Source organism: Allorhizobium sp. nf9_anc, assembly GCF_056323085.1.
The window spans coordinates 17,859-36,009 of the sequence record NZ_CM150481.1 but is presented as its reverse complement, the minus strand read 5'-3'; the positions used below and the strand labels follow the sequence as shown (position 1 = coordinate 36,009).

Sequence of the window (18,151 nt, the reverse complement as noted above, 5' to 3'; positions counted from 1 at the left end):
CTCGATCGGCCTGTCAGGCGCGTTGAAGCAACTCGAAATCGTAAAGCTGCCCGGCAACCGAAATACGCCGGGCAGAGATAACCACGGGCACGACATTGCCCGCCGCATCCCGGATCTCTCCCCGCATCCCGACATAACCACCATCGCGGTCGAGCAGCATCAGACGCTCGACGCGGGCCTCGCTTCCCGACACGACGCCGGAGGCAACCATCTCGCTGCCCCGGATCTCGTCCCAACTTTTGCCCACGAGGTCGAGATAGGCCTGATTGACTCTGACGTAGCGAGAGCTTTTCTGGCCGATGCTCGAGATTGAGAAGGCGACCGGGGAAAGTTCGAATAGCGCCTGGATGACAGGCCCGGAGAGCGCGTTTGTCTCTGCCTGTTCGATGATCTCGCGAGAAAGGACCTTGTCGTCGCCGCTGGACCCAATCTCGTAGTCGGCTGGCATGGCCAGTTCGTCACGCAGGATTGCCACGAAGCGCCAGAGGTCGATCTCGAGAAACTGCGGCTTGTGGCTATCGTCGACATGCTCGAGCCGAGACGGGAGTTTCTCGATGGCATCGGAGAGACGCTGCATCTCGCGTTCATTGCGAGCGCCCTCTAGCATGCCTTTCAGTTTGCCGAGTGCGATATCGTAGAGGATCGCATAGGCATCTTGCAGCTTCAGAGACCGCTCAGCCTCGACCTCGTCTACAGGGCGCGAACCATCGGCAACCGGCAGTTCTTCGAGCAAGGCCCAGATGTTGCGCTCCTCGGGACACTCCTCCTGCTTGGCTGTTCCAAGCGGGGCGTAGCGGATGAGACTGAGAATGGTATCGACACCGAACCGGTTCACGTCGGATGAGACGACACTGCCGTCCGGACCAACCTCGAGTGCGGTGATGCGGCTCGGTCCGCCATTGTCGTCGAAATAGACGCAAACCTCTGAGACATGCTCGGGAAATTCAAGCCAGGGGTGCTCGTTGCGAAACGCCTCGAGCGCTGAGTGGTCGAGCACTGTTAGGGCATACATGACGCTTCCTCCACAACCGGCCGTGGTGCAAACCACCCTCATCCTGCCTCCTCAAGCAGGAATCGCCTGATATCAGCATAAAGCAAACATACGGGCTTCTGAACGTGTTTCTAGGCCCCGACAAGTGTATGAATGTTTAAGCTGGAATCCCGGAGTTGCAACAGTGTCGCAAGAATGCGTCAGGCCGGCGCCCAAACCCATCAATGGGTGGGGGCGCCGGCCTGATTGGCTCGATTAGGAGATCAGAAGAACGCCTGAATACCGGTCTGGGCACGACCGAGAATGAGCGCATGCACGTCATGCGTGCCCTCATAGGTGTTCACGGTTTCCAGGTTCTGCGCATGGCGCATGACATGGTACTCGATCTGGATGCCGTTGCCGCCGTGCATGTCGCGGGCCATGCGGGCGATGTCGAGCGCCTTGCCGCAATTGTTGCGCTTGACGATCGAGATCATCTCCGGTGCGAACTGGTGTTCGTCCATCAGACGACCGACGCGCAGCGAGCCGAGTAGACCGAGCGCAATTTCCGTCTGCATGTCGGCGAGCTTCTTCTGGAACAGCTGCGTGCCGGCAAGCGGCTTGCCGAACTGCTTGCGGTCGAGGCCATACTGGCGGGCCCGGTGCCAGCAATCTTCGGCAGCGCCAAGAACACCCCAGGAGATGCCATAGCGGGCGCGGTTGAGGCAGCCGAAAGGACCCTTGAGGCCGGATACGTTTGGCAGAAGCGCATCTTCACCCACTTCAACGCCGTCCATGACGATTTCGCCGGTGACGGAAGCGCGCAGCGAAAGCTTGCCGCCGATCTTCGGCGCCGACAGACCCTTCATGCCCTTTTCGAGGATGAAGCCACGGATCTCGCCGCCATGCGCCTCGGACTTCGCCCAGACGACGAAGACATCGGCGATCGGGGAATTGGAGATCCACATCTTGGCGCCGCGCAGGCGGTAACCGCCCTCGATCTTCTCGGCGCGCGTCTTCATGCCGCCCGGATCCGAGCCGGCATCCGGTTCGGTCAGGCCAAAGCAGCCGATGAGTTCGCCGGAAACGAGACCCGGCAGATACTTGTCCTTCTGCTCGTCAGAGCCATAGGCGTAGATCGGGTAAATGACGAGGGACGACTGCACGCTCATCATCGAGCGATAGCCCGAGTCGATGCGCTCGATTTCACGCGCGACGAGGCCGTAGCACACATAGTTGGCGTCGGCGGCACCATACTTCTCCGGCAGCGTAACGCCGAGAAGACCGGCCTGCCCCATCAGCCGGAAAAGCTCCGGCTCGACGGTTTCACCGAGGTAAGCGTCGGAGACCCGCGGCGCGAGCTCGGCCTGAGCAAAGGCTGCCGCTGCATCCTGGATCATCCGTTCGTCCTCGTTCAGGACCTCGGACATCAGGAAAGGGTCACTCCAGGAAAAGGGCTGCATCTCGCTCATCGGTCTCATCCATTTGTTTCGTTATCCCAGATTGCTCATGACTGAGTAGAATTCAAGCCATGTTTACTCATGTTGCTATTAGGTCTATTCATATCGCATGCTCACACACCAACGCCGCTTCCTGCCCTCCACCAGCGCGCTTGCCGCCTTTGATTCCGTTGCGAAGCTCGGCAGCTTTTCGGCTGCGGCCAATGAACTGGCACTGACGCAGGGTGCCATCAGCCGCCAGATTGGCTTGCTGGAGGACCAGCTGGGCGTCCGGCTCTTTGAGCGCACCAACAGGGGCGTGGAGCTGACCTCCATCGGCCGCACATACGCCAAGGGTATCGGCGACGCACTGGCCACGATCCGTACGCTCTCGCTCGAAGCTATGGCCACCCGTGACGACACCCATTTGCGGCTCGCCATCCTGCCGACCTTCGGCACCCGCTGGCTGATGCCGCGCATGCCGGATTTCCTCTCGAAGAACCCGGCGATCATCATGGACTTCGCCACCCGCATCGGCCAGTTCGATTTCGAGGGATCGGGCCTCGATGCAGCCATTCATATTGGCGAACCGAACTGGCCCGGTACGGATTGCCAGTTCCTGATGCATGAAATGGTAGCCCCCGTCTGCAGCCCGACATTCCTCGCGGAAAACCCCGTCAACCGGCCTGAAGACCTGCTGACAAAGCCCCTGTTCGACATGGCCTCGCGTCCACGCGCCTGGGAACAGTGGTTCGCGAGCCTCGACATCGGCGAAGGCCGAGGCGGCGGCATGCGCTTCGAGCAGTTCTCCAATGTCGTCCAGGCCTGCCATGCCGGCCTCGGCATTGCGTTGGTCCCGACCTTCCTGATCGAGCCGGAACTGGCGAGCGGCCAGCTGGTTCGTGCCTGGGATCACGAGGTGAAAAGTGCGAGCGCCTATTACCTCGTTCGCCCCCTGTCGAAGATGGCCTATGGGCCGGCCAGCACCTTTGCAGCCTGGATCCTGGAGCAAGCGAAAGCCTTCAGCGAGCGACGTCCGGCAAGCGGTTGAAGAGCACCCAGAAATGACTCACCACCTGTGTCCTGTGCCGATTGACAACCTATCGTCATGAGCAAAGACTAACCTTCGAAAGCCATGATCAGGCTCGGAGGGGACCATGTTCACATACCGTTTTTCGGGATTTCTCGCACTCGCGCTGGCTCTTGTCCCGATATCCCTTCCAGCTTCCGCACAGGATATGCGCACCATCGAGCGCATCGATGATGCCGACTATTTCGGCTTCGATCTCAGGACGGAAAAGAATGTCTCCATCGATGAATGCGAGGCAAGCTGCATCGGCGACGCGTCCTGCCGGGCCTTCACCTACAATCCGAAGGTCAGCTGGTGCTTCCTCAAGTCCGATTATGACCAGCTGAACAGTTTTCCAGGAGCGATCGCGGGTCGTATCGTCGTCCAGACAGCCGAGGAAGACATCGGCGCCCCACCGGCACTGCCTTTTGTTTCGGAATACCTGAAGACCGAAGCTCGCAACCAACGCGACAATCTGGCGGTCGTGCCGGACCAGGAGGGGCTCGGACGCGACGCCCTCATCGAAACCGGTCGCGCGGCGTTCACTGGCGGCAATATCGACTACGCCATCGCCTCGATGAAAGGCGCCCTGTCGGTCGATCCGGATGATCAGGCCTTGTGGCTTGAACTGGCCCGCATGGCAAACACCGTGACCGGCAATTATTCCATGGCCAATGAAGGGGCGATGGCCTCGATCAACGGCTATCTGCTGACCCGTGGCGCCACGACCCGCGCCGAGGCCTTGGCAACGCTCGCCAAGTCACTGGAAAACAGCGAGAACTGGCGTCCGGCGCTGAGTGCCTACAAGGCAAGCCTCGAACTCGCGTCGAATGCGCAAGTGCGCGCCGCCTTCGAAGACCTGCGCTCCCGCCAGGGTTTCCGCGTCGTCAACAACACTGTTGATTCCGACAGTGCTTCACCGCGCGCCTGCGTCGAGTTCTCCGAACCGCTGGTCAAACGCGGCGTCGATTATTCGTCCTTCGTAACCCTGGACGGCACGACGCCGAAGGCGCTGGAAGCGAAGAACAACCAGATCTGCGTCGAAGGCCTGGAGCATGGCGGGCGCTATCGCCTCGCAATCCGCGCCGGCCTCCCCTCCTCGGTCGACGAAAACATGGAAGCCCCGGTCGAGCTCGAACTCTATGTCCGCGATCGCGTATCGACCGTGCGCTTTACCGGCGACAGTTTCGTTCTGCCATCCTCCGCCCGCCAGGGCATTCCGCTCGTCTCGATCAACAGCGAAAGCGCCAATCTCGAACTCTACCGGATCGGCGACCGCAACATCGCACCGCTTCTTGCCGCCTCGCAGTTCCTCACCCAGATGGACGGCTATACCGCCGGCCGCGTCAAGGACGAGATCGGCGAACTGGTCTGGCAGGGCTCAGTCGAGATCGGCAACGAGCAGAACAAGGAAGTCGTCACCAGCATTCCGCTGCAAGAGGCCCTGCCGACCCGCAAGCCCGGGATCTATGTGATGACTGCGGTCTCCCCGACCGGGGTCAACGAGAGTTGGGACAGCCGCGCAACACAGTGGTTCGTCGTCTCAGACATCGGCCTCTCGACCTTTGCCGGCACCGATGGGCTGCATGTCTTTGCGCGCTCGCTGGCAACGGCCAGCCCGCTCGCCAATATCGAACTGCAACTGATCGCCAAGAACAACGAGATCCTCGCGACCGCCACAACCGACGCCGAGGGCCGGGCCCGCTTCGACGCCGGTCTCGTGCGCGGCGGTGCAGCGCTCGCACCGGCTGTCATTGCCGCGCGCAGCAGTGCTGACGACAATGTCTTCCTCGACATGACGCGCGCCGGCTTCGACCTTTCGGATCGCGGCGTCACCGGACGCCCTGCCCCCGGCCCGGTCGATATCCTCGCCTGGACCGAGCGTGGTATCTATCGCCCCGGCGAGACGGTGCATGCCGCAGCGCTGGCCCGCGACACCAATGCCGACGCCATTTCCGGCCTGCCGCTCACCTTCCTCTTTTCGCGACCCGACGGTGTCGAATTCCGCCGCATGGCGGTATCAAGCGAAACACTGGGCGGTTATGCCGTCGACCTGCCGATCCTTGCCAATGCGATGCGTGGCACCTGGACAGTCGCCATCCACACCGACCCGAAAAAGCCGGCCATCGCTCGGTCGACATTCCTGGTCGACGATTTCGTGCCGGACCGGCTCGACCTGAAACTTTCGAGCGAAACCGGTGCAATTTCTACGGACGAAGCCGTTACCGTGTCGGCCGATGGCCATTATCTCTATGGCGCGCCGGCAGCGGGCCTGACGCTTGAAGGCGAGGTGGTGATCCGCCCGACGACAAGCCATCCAGACTTTGCCCGCTACAGCTTCGGCCTTGCAGACGAAGAGGGCATCGAAGACATGCGTCTGCCGCTTGAAGGGCTGGATGCGCTGGATGACGATGGCCGCGCCGAAATCGAGGTTGCCCTGGCCGACCTGCCCTCGACGACACGCCTCCTGAACGCCGATGTCGTACTGCGTCTGCGCGAAAGTGGAGGCCGCGCGGTCGAGCGCAAGCTGACCCTACCTGTGACGCCTGATGGACCCATGATCGGCATCAAGCCGGAATTCGAAGGCGAGGTCTCCGAAAACACCAATGCCGCCTTCAACCTGATCGCCCTCGGCCCCAATGGCGAGCGTCAGGCCTTGGCCGGTGCGAGCTGGAAGCTGATCAAACTCGAGCGGAACTATCAGTGGTACCGCGATGGTTCCTCCTGGCGTTATGAGCCAATCACCACGACCAAGCTCGTGGCCGATGGCACGATCGACATTGCAGCCGATGGTACACCGCTTTCGGTGCCCGTCACCTGGGGCAGCCACCGCCTCGAAGTCGAAGAGGGCGGCGCCGTCACCAGCACCGACTTCGATGCCGGCTGGTTCGTCGCTGCAAGCTCTACCGAAACCCCAGACGCACTCGAGATTGGCCTCGACAAGCCGTCCTATCAGGTCGGCGACACCGCGAAGCTCAAGATCTCGCCGCGCTTTGCCGGCCAGGTCATCGTCACTTCCGGCACGGATGCTCTGATCTCCACCCAGGTTGCCGACGTCCCGGCAACAGGCACGGAAATCGAGATCCCCGTGACAGCAGATTTCGGCGCCGGCGCCTATGTGACGGCAACCCTTTTCCGTCCGGGTGACGCCGAGGAAAGCCGTATGCCGGCGCGTGCGATCGGCATTGCCTGGCTCGCCGTCGATCCGGGTGCCGACAAGCTTGCCATCAAGCTTTCGCCACCGGAAAAGACCTTGCCCCGCCAGCCGCTGGAAATCCCGGTGGAAGTGACCGGCGCAGGCATCGGCGAGGAGGCCTATGTGATGGTCGCCGCCGTCGATGTCGGCATTCTCAACCTCACCCGCTATGAGACACCCGATCCCGAAAGCTACTACTTCGGCCAGCGCCGCCTCGGCCTCGAACTGCGCGACCTCTATGGCCGTCTGATCGATGGCTCGCTGGGCGCAACCGGACGCCTGCGCACCGGTGGTGACGGCGGCCAGGTCGCCTTGCAAGGTAATCCGCCGCGCGAAAAGCTCGTGGCCTTCTTCTCCGGCCCCGTGAAGCTGGATGCGGAGGGCAAGGCAACAATCTCCTTCGACATCCCGCAATTCAACGGCACGGCCCGTGTCATGGCCTGGGCCTGGTCAAAGACCGGGGTAGGCCATAGCGAGACGGACGTGATCATCCGAGATCCGATCGTCGTGACGGCGAGCCTGCCGAAGTTCCTCGCGCCTGAGGACGAAAGCAGTCTTCGCCTGGACATCGCCGCGACGGACGCTCCATCCGGCACCTACACGCTGGCCGTGACCGGCAACGGTCCAGTCAGCGTCGGTGGCGCAGAAAGCCAAGAGGTCACGCTGACGGCGGGTGAAACCACCACCGTAACCCTGCCACTGACTGCCAACACGCCCGGCGACGGCGCCATCGACATTGCTCTCTCCGGCGCCGACGGCATAGCCATTACCCAGTCTCTCGATCTTCCCGTACGCCCGGCAACGCTGCCGATCACCGAACGCCAGGTCATTGCGCTGGCACCGGGCAAGAGCCTGACCGTGGATGGCGACCTGCTCGCAGACAGCCTCTTGCAGGGAGCCTCGGTCAGCCTCAATGTCGCTCGCGCCGATGGCTTGGACATTCCGGGCCTGCTGATGGCACTCGACCGCTATCCCTATGGCTGCGCCGAGCAGACCACCAGCCGCGCCCTGCCGCTTCTCTACTTCGATGAATTGGCCAAGCTCTCCGGCCTGCCGGAAGACGAGACAATCAACAAGCGCGTTCAGGATGGCATCCTGCGTGTACTCGCCTATCAATCGTCGAGCGGCTCGTTCGGCCTCTGGGCACCGGGTTCCGAAAGCCTCTGGCTCGACGCCTATGTCACCGACTTCCTGACCCGTGCCCGCGAACAGACCTTCGACGTGCCGGAGGAGGCTCTGGTCCAGGCCTTGCAGAACCTGCAGAACCGCATTGCCTACGATAACGACATCCGCACACGCGGCAACGAGATTGCCTATGCGCTCTACGTGCTGTCCCGCAGCCGCAAGGCCTCGCTGAGTGACCTTCGCTACTACGCGGACACGATGCTGGGCGACTTCCCGACACCCCTGTCGAAAGCGCATCTGGCAGCGGCATTGTCGCTCTACGGTGATAGCGAACGAGCCAACGCCGTCTTCCTCGATGCGGCCGGCATGAGCGAACAGGCCCGCCTGACGCCGGTCAGCTTCTCCCGCTCCGACTATGGCTCGGCGCTTCGCGATGCTGCCGGCGTTCTGGCGCTTGCCGCCGAAAGCCGCCCGGTTCCACCTGTGGTTCCGATACTGGCAAAGGTCGTGGCCGATGAGTGGAAGGCCAAGCAAACGCTCAGCACCCAGGAACAGACCTGGATGCTGCTCGCCGCCCGCGCGCTCCAGCAGGATGACGAGGGGCTGAAGCTTGACGTCAATGGTGCCGAAAAGACCGGCGCCTATGCCGCCACGATCCCGGGCGACGCGCTCCTCGAGGCGCCGCTGACGCTGACCAACACCGGCCTTGATCCCGTCAGCGCTGCGGTTACCACGGTCGCAGCCCCGGCCCTGCCTCCGGCAGCCGGCGGCGAAGGCTTCGAGATCAACAAAACCTACTACAGCCTGACCGGCGAAGAGGCCAACATCACAGAGGTCATCCAGAACGAACGCTATGTTGTGGTGCTGGAAGTGACGGAAGCGGATGACTGGCCGGCCCAGCTTCTCGTGACCGATCTGCTTCCGGCCGGTTTCGAGATCGACAATCCGAGCCTGGTCGACAGCGCGGCGCTCGCCAACTTCGACTGGATCGGCCAGACGGAGACCGCACATCTGGAATTCCGCAGCGATCGTTTTGTCGCCGCGATCAACAGGGGCGAGGGCGAAAACGGGACCATCACGCTGGCTTACGTGGTGCGCGCCGTGACGCCCGGCACCTACGATCTGCCGGCCGCGAACGTCGAAGACATGTATCGTCCGCAGCTGTCCGCCCGCACGGCAGCCGCTGCGATGACGGTCTCGACGGCACCCTGATGGGTCGCCTGAGGCGCATCGGCATAAGCTTGGGGGTGGCTGCCATCACGGCCACTGCCTCGCTCGCTGCGCTGGATTGGGCAGACAGAAACTACCCTCCGCCGCTCGAGGAAGCGCGCAAAATCTCGACCGAAATTCTCGATCGCGACGGCCAGCTCTTGCGTGCCTTTGCCACGAAAGAAGGCCTCTGGCGCTTAGAAACAACAGTCGATGACGTCGACCCTGCTCTCATCCGCATGCTGATCGCCTATGAGGACAGGCGCTACGCGGACCATCACGGCGTTGACCTCATGGCGCTGGGACGTGCCGCCTGGCAACTGGCCGTTAACGGCCGCATCGTTTCGGGCGCCTCCACCCTCTCCATGCAGGTCGCCCGCCTGATAGAGCCTCGTCGCGAGCGATCACTGACCGCCAAACTTATTCAGATCGCCCGCGCGATCCAGTTGGAACGGCGGCTGTCGAAGACCGAGATCCTCAACCTCTATCTCACCCACGCCCCTTATGGCGGAAACTTGGAAGGGGTGCGCGCAGCAAGCCTCGCCTGGTTTGGCAAGGAGCCGAAGCGGCTGTCGACCGCCGAGGCCGCTCTGCTGGTCGCCCTGCCGCAACTGCCGGAAAAGCGTCGCCCCGACCGATTCCGCGACAACGCACACGAAGCGCGCAAGCGGGTTCTGGAACGCGCTCGCGAGGCCGAAGTCGTCGACAAGGCGGAGGTCGAGCTCGCGCTGAACGCATCCCTCCCGTCTATGCGCAGGCAGTTGCCAGCGCTTGCCCCACATCTCGCCGAAGCCGCACGGCGCAAGGCACCCGAGACCAGCACCCACCAGACCACCATCCTGCGGCCTGTGCAGGAGGCCCTAGAAAGAGTGGCGCTCGAAGCAGGCCGCAACCTCGATCCCAAGGTGTCGCTCGCTTTGCTGATGGCCGATGCCACGACCGGCGAGATTGTCGCCGAAGTCGGGGCAGCCAATTACTTCGATGCCTCCCGCTCGGGCTGGATCGACATGACGCGCGCCGAGCGCTCGCCGGGTTCGGCGCTGAAACCCTTCATATACGGCCTGGCTTTCGAGCAGGGTCTGGTCGCTCAGGAAACCATTGTCGAGGATCGCCCGGCCGACTTCTTCGGCTACCGCCCGAAGAACTTCGACATGCAGTATCAGGGGGATGTCAGCATCCGCCAGGCATTGCAGCTGTCGCTCAACGTGCCAGCCGTGCGGCTCCTCGATGCTGTCGGACCCTCGCGCCTGATGGTGCGCCTTCGCCGTGCCGGTGTGACGCTGAAACTACCGCCGAACGAGGCCCCGGGCCTCGCAATTGCGCTCGGCGGTGCCGGCATCACGCTGAAGGATCTCGTTCAACTCTATGCCGGCCTCGCCAACCGCGAGCAGCCGGTCCGGCTCGGAGACGGCATCCGTGACAAGGCCGAACTGATCGACGAACAGCCCCTCTTCGAACCCGCAGCCGCTTGGACGGTCGCCGACTTGCTCGGCGACGTCCTGCCGCCAACGGGAAGCCCGCCCGCCGGCATCGCCTACAAGACCGGAACCAGCTACGGCTACCGTGACGCCTGGTCGGTCGGCTATGACGGCCGCTATGTGCTCGGCGTCTGGATCGGCCGCCCGGACAATGCTGCAGTCCCCGGCATCTCGGGATATCAGACGGCAGCCCCACTCCTGTTCGAGGCCTTTGCCAAATCGGGTCTTGCAGGCACGGCTCTCCCCCGAGCCCCGACAGGCGCCAACCGCATCGCCGCCTCCGAGCTACCGCAATCCCTGCGCCGTTTTTCTGTTGATCCGAACGGCCTCATCTCCGTCTCGGCCCGTGAGCGCCCACCGCAAATCGTCTATCCGCTCGAAGGCTCGGTGCTGGAACTCGGCAAGGGACCGAACGGAGAAGCCTTGCCGGTCGTCATGAAGATGCAGGCCGGCCGCGCACCCTTCCGCTGGCTGGTCGACGGCAAGCCGATGAGCGACAGCACCCGCCGACGAACCGGTGAATGGCACCCCGAGGGCTCCGGGCAATCGACGCTGACTGTCATCGACGCCGAAGGCAGAGCAGCCTCCGTCAACGTCTTCATCCGGAACTGATGGGTCCCGAGCATCACGCCCGTGATCCAGTCGCGCTCCCGCGCCGTAGAAATCTCCGTCAACCAATTCGAACGGGAGATCTTCATTATGACCAGCAGCTTGCGCGCCGGATTGATCACGCTCCTGACGCTCACCTTCGCCATCCCCTCGGCAATGGCCAACGAGCGCTTCACAGCCAATGACATCAAGGGCGAGATCATCGGCAAACGTATTTACCTCGCCGTGCCCTTCGGCGGTGAATTCCCGCTGAACTACCGCCCCAATGGCCAGGTCGACGGATCCGGTGAAGCGCTCGGCCTCGGTCGTTTCGCCAAGCCGAACGACAAGGGCAAGTGGTGGATCAAAGGCGACCGCCTCTGCCAGCAGTTCACCAGCTGGTACAAGGGAGCACCGATGTGCTTCGAACTGATCCGCACCGGTGACAAGCGCCTGAAGTGGATCCGCGACAACGGCGAAACCGGCACGGCTCGCATCGGCAGCAGCATCTGACATCGCTTGCCGTCCCTGCGACGGGTCCCTATTCTCTCCGCGTTGGAGATTGGGGACCCCGATGGCAGACTTGAAGGACCGACCGATCGGGGCGACCGCTACGCTCGGGAAAACCGGCTATCCGGCCATTCGCTCGGTGACCGGCGGCGAACTGGACATCGTCACGGGGCCTACTCAGGCGGGCTTCAATCCGCTCGACCTGCTCCTCGCCTCACTCGCCGCCTGCATGAGCATGAGCGCCCGCATTGCCGCCCGCGAAATCGGCCTTGCGCGCAGCTTCGAAGGGGTCGCAGTGGCGGTCAGCGGTGAAAAGGCCGCCGACGAACCATCCCGCTTTATCGGCTTCACGGTAGAATTCGAGTTTCAAGGCGCGCTCGATCTGGAGCAGCAACAGGCGATCGCCCACCGCGCAGAAGAAATCTGCACCGTCAGCAACAGTCTTGCCGTGCGTCCGACCTTGGTGATCGGCAACGCCTAGCAGTAAACGTGAAGCCGCAATCTCAAAGCGTCGCGAGGCATTACCGCAGTTTTCGTTTGTCGTCGCACACGATCGAGACCGCGCCATTTTCTGATGCACCGCCTTTTCGCAATACGATCAACTATGGCGCCCCGCCTGCCTTAAATCTTGACGTTTGAGCAATGTTCGTTAACAAGAACGTGAGGCGCCGTGATTTCAGCATCACCGCGTCCGAACCTGGTGCCGGGCCCCTCTGGCGAGAGTTTACGGCGCTCTCGTGATGTCGGTACCGCCAGCAATTTGAGCCGGCGGATTCTATAAAAATGAACAATTCGATCATGCTTCATGCGAAGGCGTGCAGGGCGCTTCGCATCTCCACTCTGTCTCTGTTCTCCAGCCAGGAGAACCGCACATGAGCACTGCAGCAGCAACCGGTGGAAGCTCCACCCTCGGCTATTTCCGCTGGGCCTTCATCGTCACGGCGATCGGCCTCATCCTCGGCGGTGTTCTCGGCTGGCAGTCGACCGGCACGATCGCCGGCATGGCAACCGTCTTCTTCATCTGCGCAGTTCTGGCAGTCCTTGAGATCTCGCTGTCCTTCGACAACGCGATCGTCAACGCCAACAAGCTGAAGGACATGACGCCCGTCTGGCAGCAGCGCTTCCTGACCTGGGGCATCATCATCGCCGTCTTCGGCATGCGCATCGTCTTCCCGCTGCTCATCGTGGTCATCGCCGCCCAGATCGGACCGATTGAAGCGATCATCCTGGCAGCGCGCGAGCCGGCCGAATATGCCCGTATCATGAACGACGCGCATCTTCCGATCGCAGCGTTCGGCGGCACCTTCCTGATGATGGTCGGCCTCACCTACTTCTTCAACCATGAGAAGGACGTGCACTGGATCGAGTGGCTCGAGAAGCACATGGCGCGCTCGGCCTCCATTAAGGGCATCGAGATCGCGCTCGTCTTGCTCCTGATCCTGCTGTTCTCCAACCTGCTCGAAGGCGAGGAATCGACCACCTTCGTTTATTCCGCCATCTACGGCCTGGTCACCTTCCTGGCCGTCGAAGTGCTGGGTGGACTGCTGGATGCTTCGCAGAAGACCATGAGCGAAGCGGCCAAGGGCGGTCTCGGCGCCTTCATCTATCTCGAAGTGCTCGACGCCAGCTTCTCGTTTGACGGCGTCATCGGCGCCTTCGCGCTGACGCAGAACCTGTTCATCATCGCGATCGGCCTTGGCATAGGCGCAATGTATGTGCGCTCGATGACCATCATGCTGGTCGAGAAGGGTACGCTGGCGGAATATCGTTATCTGGAACACGGCGCCTTCTACGCCATCTTGATCCTCTCGGTGATCATGTATGTGCAGACGCTCTTCCATATCCCGGAAGTGATCACCGGCCTCGGTGGCGCGGCTCTGATCGGCATCTCGCTCTGGTCGTCCATCAAGTACAACCGCGAAGAGCGCGCCGAAGAGGAACGCCTCGCCCACGAGACCGTGGCGGAGAACATCTGAGCGATCGCTTCGCGAACAATAAGAAAAGGCCGGCGTTTTCGCCGGCCTTTTCCGTTTCAGAGACCGGATACTCAGTCCGGCCCGACATCCGAGCCTTGAGATCCGACCTTCGGCAGCGAGCCCGTTCCTGGCGTCTTCATCGGATCCTGCAATTCCGGCTTGTCGTGCGGCCCCGCTGCCGGCATGTCGTCCGCGGTCGTTTTACCCTTTTCGGCCTGTTTCTTATCGGCTGTATCAGCGTGATCTGTCATCGCCCGTCTCCTTTGCTTGGACACGGGAAACAGCCGGCGGCCCCGCGAGGTTCCAGACAAAACCAACGGCAGCACTGGACTTCTGGAGACCGCGACGCCGACGCGCGCAGATATGAGGCAGCTCCCGATCGGCCTTGTGTCGCGGCAAAGCTCTCCTACATCTCCTCAAACGCCAGGAGATACGTGACACGATGAACAGTTCAGAGCCACCAGACAGCCCGGCTCCCGAAGGCGGGGTGGCATCGAGAAGGCTTGCCCGCCTTCAGGCCCATGCGGCAGAAGCAGGCGCTGTGAGCCTGGACGAACTGATGTCGGCCATGGGCCGCAGCAGCATTGCATTTGCGATCCTAATTCTGTCGCTGCCGGCCCTCACCCCCATCCCCGGCCCCTTCGGCATGGTCTTCGGCAGCTGTCTTGCCATTGTCTCGATCCAGATCATTGCTGGCTTTCGCCGCATCTGGTTGCCAAAATTTCTCGGCCGCCGTCAGGTCTCCAGCGGCGTCATCGACGTAATGGTCCGCTACACCGCCCCTCTCGTCGCGCGCGTGGAAACGCTGCTGCGCAAGAACCGCATGCGCCATCTCGCGGGTCCTCGTACACAGGCTTTCCTCGGTGTGCCGGTGCTGCTCCTCGCCATCGCGGTGGCTCTGCCTATCCCCTTTGGCAATTTCCTGCCCGTTGCGGCCTTGGTCATGATCGCACTCGGCCTTATGGAGCGTGATGGTCTTGTCACGATCCTGGGCGTTGCCATGGGTGTGATCGCACTCGGCGCATCCGGCGGTCTGGTCTATGCCGCAGCCCGGGGTCTGGGCTGGGCAATCGCCCCTTGAAACCATATCCAAAATATTTTTGGCTGACGGTGGAATAGGATGCCGTCCAGCTCCGTATACTGGGGCATGACGACGAACTCGAACCCGTTCAATGTGATTGGCCAGCTCGCAGCCTTGCGACGCTATGCCCGTTCGCTCGTCAGGAATCCCGACGAGGCCGAAGACCTCGTTCATGATGCTCTCGTCCGCGCGCTGGAACGCAAATCGACGTTTCGCAGCAGCGGCAGCATCCGCAACTGGCTGATGTCGATCCTGCACAACACCCATATCGACCGGCTCCGCCGCGACCGTGCGGTCAATCGCCGTCACGACGCAGCCCTGGAACTGTCCGAAACGGTAGCACCCGCAGGACAGGAACATTCGGTGCGGCTCGCCCAGGTGCGGGACGCCTTTCTGTCTCTGCCGGAAGACCAGCGCGAAGCACTGCATCTCGTGGCCATCGAGGAGCTCTCCTATCAGGAGGCCGCCGATGTCCTGAATATTCCCGTTGGCACACTGATGTCTCGTGTCTCTCGCGCCCGCGCCCGTCTTCGGGCGATGGAAGGCGGCGAGGAGACGAGCGCTGTGCCACACCTCAGAATCGTTGGAGGAAACCCCGATGACAAGCAATGATCCCGTGATCGAGGCTGACCTGCACGCCTATGTCGACGACCAGTTGGATGTCGGTCGCCGCATCGAGGTCGAGGCCTATCTCTCGGAGAACCCGACTATTGCCGCCAAGGTGATGGCGGATCTGCGAGTTCGCGATGAGTTGCGGCTGGCACTGGCCGGCATGCCGACAGGCGTCCGTCAGGAAACACGCGAAGCAGCGCGGGTTCTGGAAAGCGCCTTGAACCGTCCGCGCACCTTTGACGTGATGCGGCGCGCGGCATCGGTTGCGCTTTTGATCGGCGCCGGCTGGATTGCCCATGCCTGGATCGCCCCTGGCAGCATCGGCGAAGTGGTGGCCTCCGTGCCGCCGCCGCAATTCGTCGAGGAAGCCATGCGCGCCCATCAGACCGCAGAGCTGCGCGAGCAGATGTCGTCACAGGTGGAAGTGAGCCGTTTCGACCCGGCTGAGATCCGTTCTGCGACGGCAATCGTGCTGCCCACGATGCCGGCAGAATGGTCCGTGCGCGATGCGCAGGTTTTCCCCTCCACCTACGGCCCGAGTGTCGAGCTTGAAGTGGAGCCCCAATCCGGCGAGAGGCTGTCCCTCTTCGCCGTCCGGCCTGGCAATTTCTCTGTTCAGCAGGTGCTGCTGAAGCAGGAAGGCCAGACCAACGCCGCCTACTGGCAGATCGGCGAAGTTGCCTACGCGCTGATCTCCGAAACCGAAAATGCGGACAAGCTGGCCGAACAGGCCCGCAAGCTTGCCCGTACCCTTTACTGATCCCAAGGAGGTAACTGACTATGGATCCTATCCAGAACCGCTTCGGCTACGGCGCTCAGGCCCAGTCCGCAGCACTTTTCGACGAAGGTCTGCGCAAGCATATGCTGCGCGTTTACAACTACATGGGCCTCGGCCTTGTTATCACCGGCATCGTCGCCTTCGTGGTCAGCCAGACGCCGGCACTCTACGTGCCGATCTTCTCGACCCCGCTCAAGTGGGTCGTGATGCTGGCGCCGCTGGCCTTCGTCTTCTTCTTCTCGTTCCGCATTCACGCGATGTCGGCCGCCACCGCGCAGATGGCCTTCTGGGCCTTCGCAGCCGTGATGGGTCTGTCGCTGTCGTCCGTGTTCCTGGTCTTCACCGGAACCTCGATCGCCCGCACATTCTTCATCACCGCGACCATGTTCGGCGCGATGAGCCTTTACGGCTACACGACGAAGCGTGACCTGTCGAAGTTCGGCTCGTTCCTGATCATGGGTCTGATCGGTGTCGTCATCGCCTCGATCGTCAACATCTTCCTTGGTTCGAGCGCCCTGCAGTTCGCGATCTCGGTCATCGGCGTCGTCGTCTTCGTCGGCCTGACCGCCTGGGACACGCAGAACATCAAGGAACAGTATGCCGAGAACGTCGACCAGGAGAGCCAGCAGAAGCTCGCCGTCTTCGGCGCTCTGTCGCTCTACCTCAACTTCGTCAACCTGTTCCAGCTGCTGCTGAGCCTCACCGGCCAGCGCGAAGAATAAGATAAAAACGCGTCGGGAGAACGCCTCAACAAGAAACGCCCGGGTTTTGCCCGGGCGTTTTCACGAGAAGAGAATGAGATCTAGCTTAGACGATACCGCCGGAGCCACCCTTGACCGCCGGACGCTCGGCCGCAACACGGCCCCGGTAGCCGCTGGCCCGGTAGGTCGCGACCGGATCGATCGCCCCGCCGGACCTCCGTCTTGCCTCCGCGAGGATTGGCTCGACATCGGTGCGATAAGCCCGCTTCAGTGTTTCGGATGCCATCAGCGCGTCGTTACCGGTCTGGTAGCCCTCAAGTGCTGCGCGATCGACCAGAAGCGCCTGCGCATAGGCACGGCGGATCTCGTTGGCGCTGGAAATCAGGCTCTCGATCGGATCTGTAACATTGTGGCTTTGGTCAATCATATGCGCCGGGTGGAAACCCTTCACACCCCGATGCTCCGCATCAACCAGCTCGTTGAAGACGAGGAACAGACGGTAGGGTTCGACCGAGCCGGCATCCAGATCGTCATCGCCATATTTGCTATCGTTGAAGTGGAAGCCACCGAGCTTGCCGAACTGGATAAGCCGCGCGACGATCATCTCGATATTGGTATTGGGCGCATGATGCCCGAGATCGACCAGGCAATGGGCCTTCTCACCCAGCGTCTGCGCGATCAGGTAGTTCGTGCCCCAGTCTTGAACGACCGTGGAATAGAAGGCCGGCTCGTACATCTTGTGTTCGGAGAACAGCCGCCAATCGTCCGGAAGCGCCTTGTAGATGTCGCGCATCGCGTCGAGATAACGCTCGAACTGGCGGGTGAAATTGCTCTGCCCGGGGAAGTTGGACCCATCACCGATCCAGACGGTCAGCGCCTTGGAACCGAGTGCGGCACCCAGTTCGATGCATTCGATGTTGTGCTCGACGGCCTGACGGCGGGTCGCGGCATCCACATGGCTGAGGGAGCCGTACTTGTAGGAATGCGGCTGCTCAGGGCTATCAGAGAAGGTGTTCGAATTCATCGCATCGAAGCCCAGCCCCAAAGCATGCGCCTTGGCCTTCAGCTCCTTCGGATCCGCCTTGTCCCAGGGGATATGCAGCGAGACTGTCGGCGTCGCCCGCGTCAACTGCTGGATGACGCCGCAATCGTCGAGCTTGTCGAAGATATGCCGCGGCTCGCCCTGCCCCGGGAAACGGGCGAAACGCGTGCCGCCGGTCCCCACACCCCAGGAGGGTACGGCGACGAAGAAGTCCGCGACCTTCGCGGTCACGCTCTCGATATCGATGGAGTTGCGCGCGAGTTTCTCGCCCAGCGCCTGAAAGTCGCTGCGGTGAGCCGCCTCGCGCCGCTCGTTTTCCGCCGCGACGATATCGACGGGAATTCGGATTTCGCTCATTCTTTCCTCCACCTCGCGCG

General features: G+C 62.2%; 14 protein-coding genes. 10 read left to right on the top strand and 4 right to left on the bottom strand.

What is annotated here, in order from left to right; translation table 11 throughout:
- Nucleotides 1-13: 13 nt before the first annotated feature.
- A complete protein-coding gene (locus AC02Y0_RS00160; protein WP_476381443.1) occupies nt 14-1,012 on the bottom strand; it encodes a PAS domain-containing protein in 999 nt (332 codons plus the stop codon).
- A gap of 242 nt (nt 1,013-1,254) precedes the next feature.
- A complete protein-coding gene (locus AC02Y0_RS00155; RefSeq protein ID WP_476384113.1) occupies nt 1,255-2,433 on the bottom strand; it encodes an acyl-CoA dehydrogenase in 1,179 nt (392 codons plus the stop codon).
- A gap of 106 nt (nt 2,434-2,539) precedes the next feature.
- On the opposite strand from AC02Y0_RS00155, the gene AC02Y0_RS00150 reads away from it, so the two are divergent.
- The 6 genes from AC02Y0_RS00150 (at nt 2,540) to AC02Y0_RS00125 (ending at nt 13,560) form a co-directional block, all read left to right on the top strand.
- Entirely contained in the window at nt 2,540-3,460 is a 921-nt protein-coding gene (locus AC02Y0_RS00150; RefSeq protein WP_476381441.1) for a LysR family transcriptional regulator, read from the top strand.
- Between the two features lie 106 nt (nt 3,461-3,566).
- The gene (locus AC02Y0_RS00145; protein ID WP_476381439.1) at nt 3,567-9,011 is read left to right on the top strand and encodes an alpha-2-macroglobulin family protein; all 5,445 of its coding nucleotides are present in this window, start codon (nt 3,567-3,569) and stop codon (nt 9,009-9,011) included.
- A complete protein-coding gene (gene pbpC, locus AC02Y0_RS00140) occupies nt 9,011-11,098 on the top strand; it encodes a penicillin-binding protein 1C (RefSeq protein WP_476381437.1) in 2,088 nt (695 codons plus the stop codon). Before AC02Y0_RS00145 ends, pbpC begins: the two co-directional genes overlap by 1 nt.
- Before the next feature lie 87 nt (nt 11,099-11,185).
- Nucleotides 11,186-11,587, top strand: coding sequence for a hypothetical protein (locus AC02Y0_RS00135; RefSeq protein ID WP_476381435.1), 402 nt, complete (start codon nt 11,186-11,188; stop codon nt 11,585-11,587).
- A 61-nt stretch (nt 11,588-11,648) separates the two neighbouring features.
- Nucleotides 11,649-12,065, top strand: a complete 417-nt coding sequence (locus AC02Y0_RS00130) for an OsmC family protein (RefSeq protein WP_476381433.1) — start codon at nt 11,649-11,651, stop codon at nt 12,063-12,065.
- 391 nt (nt 12,066-12,456) lie between these two features.
- Nucleotides 12,457-13,560, top strand: a complete 1,104-nt coding sequence (locus AC02Y0_RS00125; RefSeq protein WP_476381431.1) for a DUF475 domain-containing protein — start codon at nt 12,457-12,459, stop codon at nt 13,558-13,560.
- Nucleotides 13,561-13,631: 71 nt separating this feature from the next.
- Here the strand turns inward: AC02Y0_RS00125 and AC02Y0_RS00120 are convergent, their stop codons facing one another.
- Nucleotides 13,632-13,811, bottom strand: coding sequence for a hypothetical protein (locus AC02Y0_RS00120; RefSeq protein WP_476381429.1), 180 nt, complete (start codon nt 13,809-13,811; stop codon nt 13,632-13,634).
- 191 nt (nt 13,812-14,002) lie between these two features.
- Here AC02Y0_RS00120 and AC02Y0_RS00115 point away from each other — a divergent pair, with 191 nt between their 5' ends.
- The 4 genes from AC02Y0_RS00115 (at nt 14,003) to AC02Y0_RS00100 (ending at nt 16,753) form a co-directional block, all read left to right on the top strand.
- Entirely contained in the window at nt 14,003-14,641 is a 639-nt protein-coding gene (locus AC02Y0_RS00115) for an exopolysaccharide biosynthesis protein (protein ID WP_476381427.1), read from the top strand.
- A 66-nt stretch (nt 14,642-14,707) separates the two neighbouring features.
- Nucleotides 14,708-15,253 (top strand): sigma-70 family RNA polymerase sigma factor, encoded by a 546-nt coding sequence (locus AC02Y0_RS00110; protein WP_476384112.1) that lies wholly within the window; start codon nt 14,708-14,710, stop codon nt 15,251-15,253.
- Complete coding sequence (locus tag AC02Y0_RS00105) at nt 15,240-16,013, top strand: anti-sigma factor family protein (protein WP_476381425.1); 774 nt, start codon at nt 15,240-15,242, stop codon at nt 16,011-16,013. The genes AC02Y0_RS00110 and AC02Y0_RS00105 overlap by 14 nt, the downstream gene beginning before the upstream one ends.
- Nucleotides 16,014-16,033: 20 nt before the next feature.
- Entirely contained in the window at nt 16,034-16,753 is a 720-nt protein-coding gene (locus AC02Y0_RS00100; RefSeq protein ID WP_476381424.1) for a Bax inhibitor-1/YccA family protein, read from the top strand.
- 85 nt (nt 16,754-16,838) lie between these two features.
- Here AC02Y0_RS00100 and rhaI read toward each other — a convergent pair whose 3' ends face one another.
- The gene (gene rhaI / locus AC02Y0_RS00095; protein WP_476381422.1) at nt 16,839-18,131 is read right to left on the bottom strand and encodes an L-rhamnose catabolism isomerase; all 1,293 of its coding nucleotides are present in this window, start codon (nt 18,129-18,131) and stop codon (nt 16,839-16,841) included.
- Nucleotides 18,132-18,151: the final 20 nt, after the last annotated feature.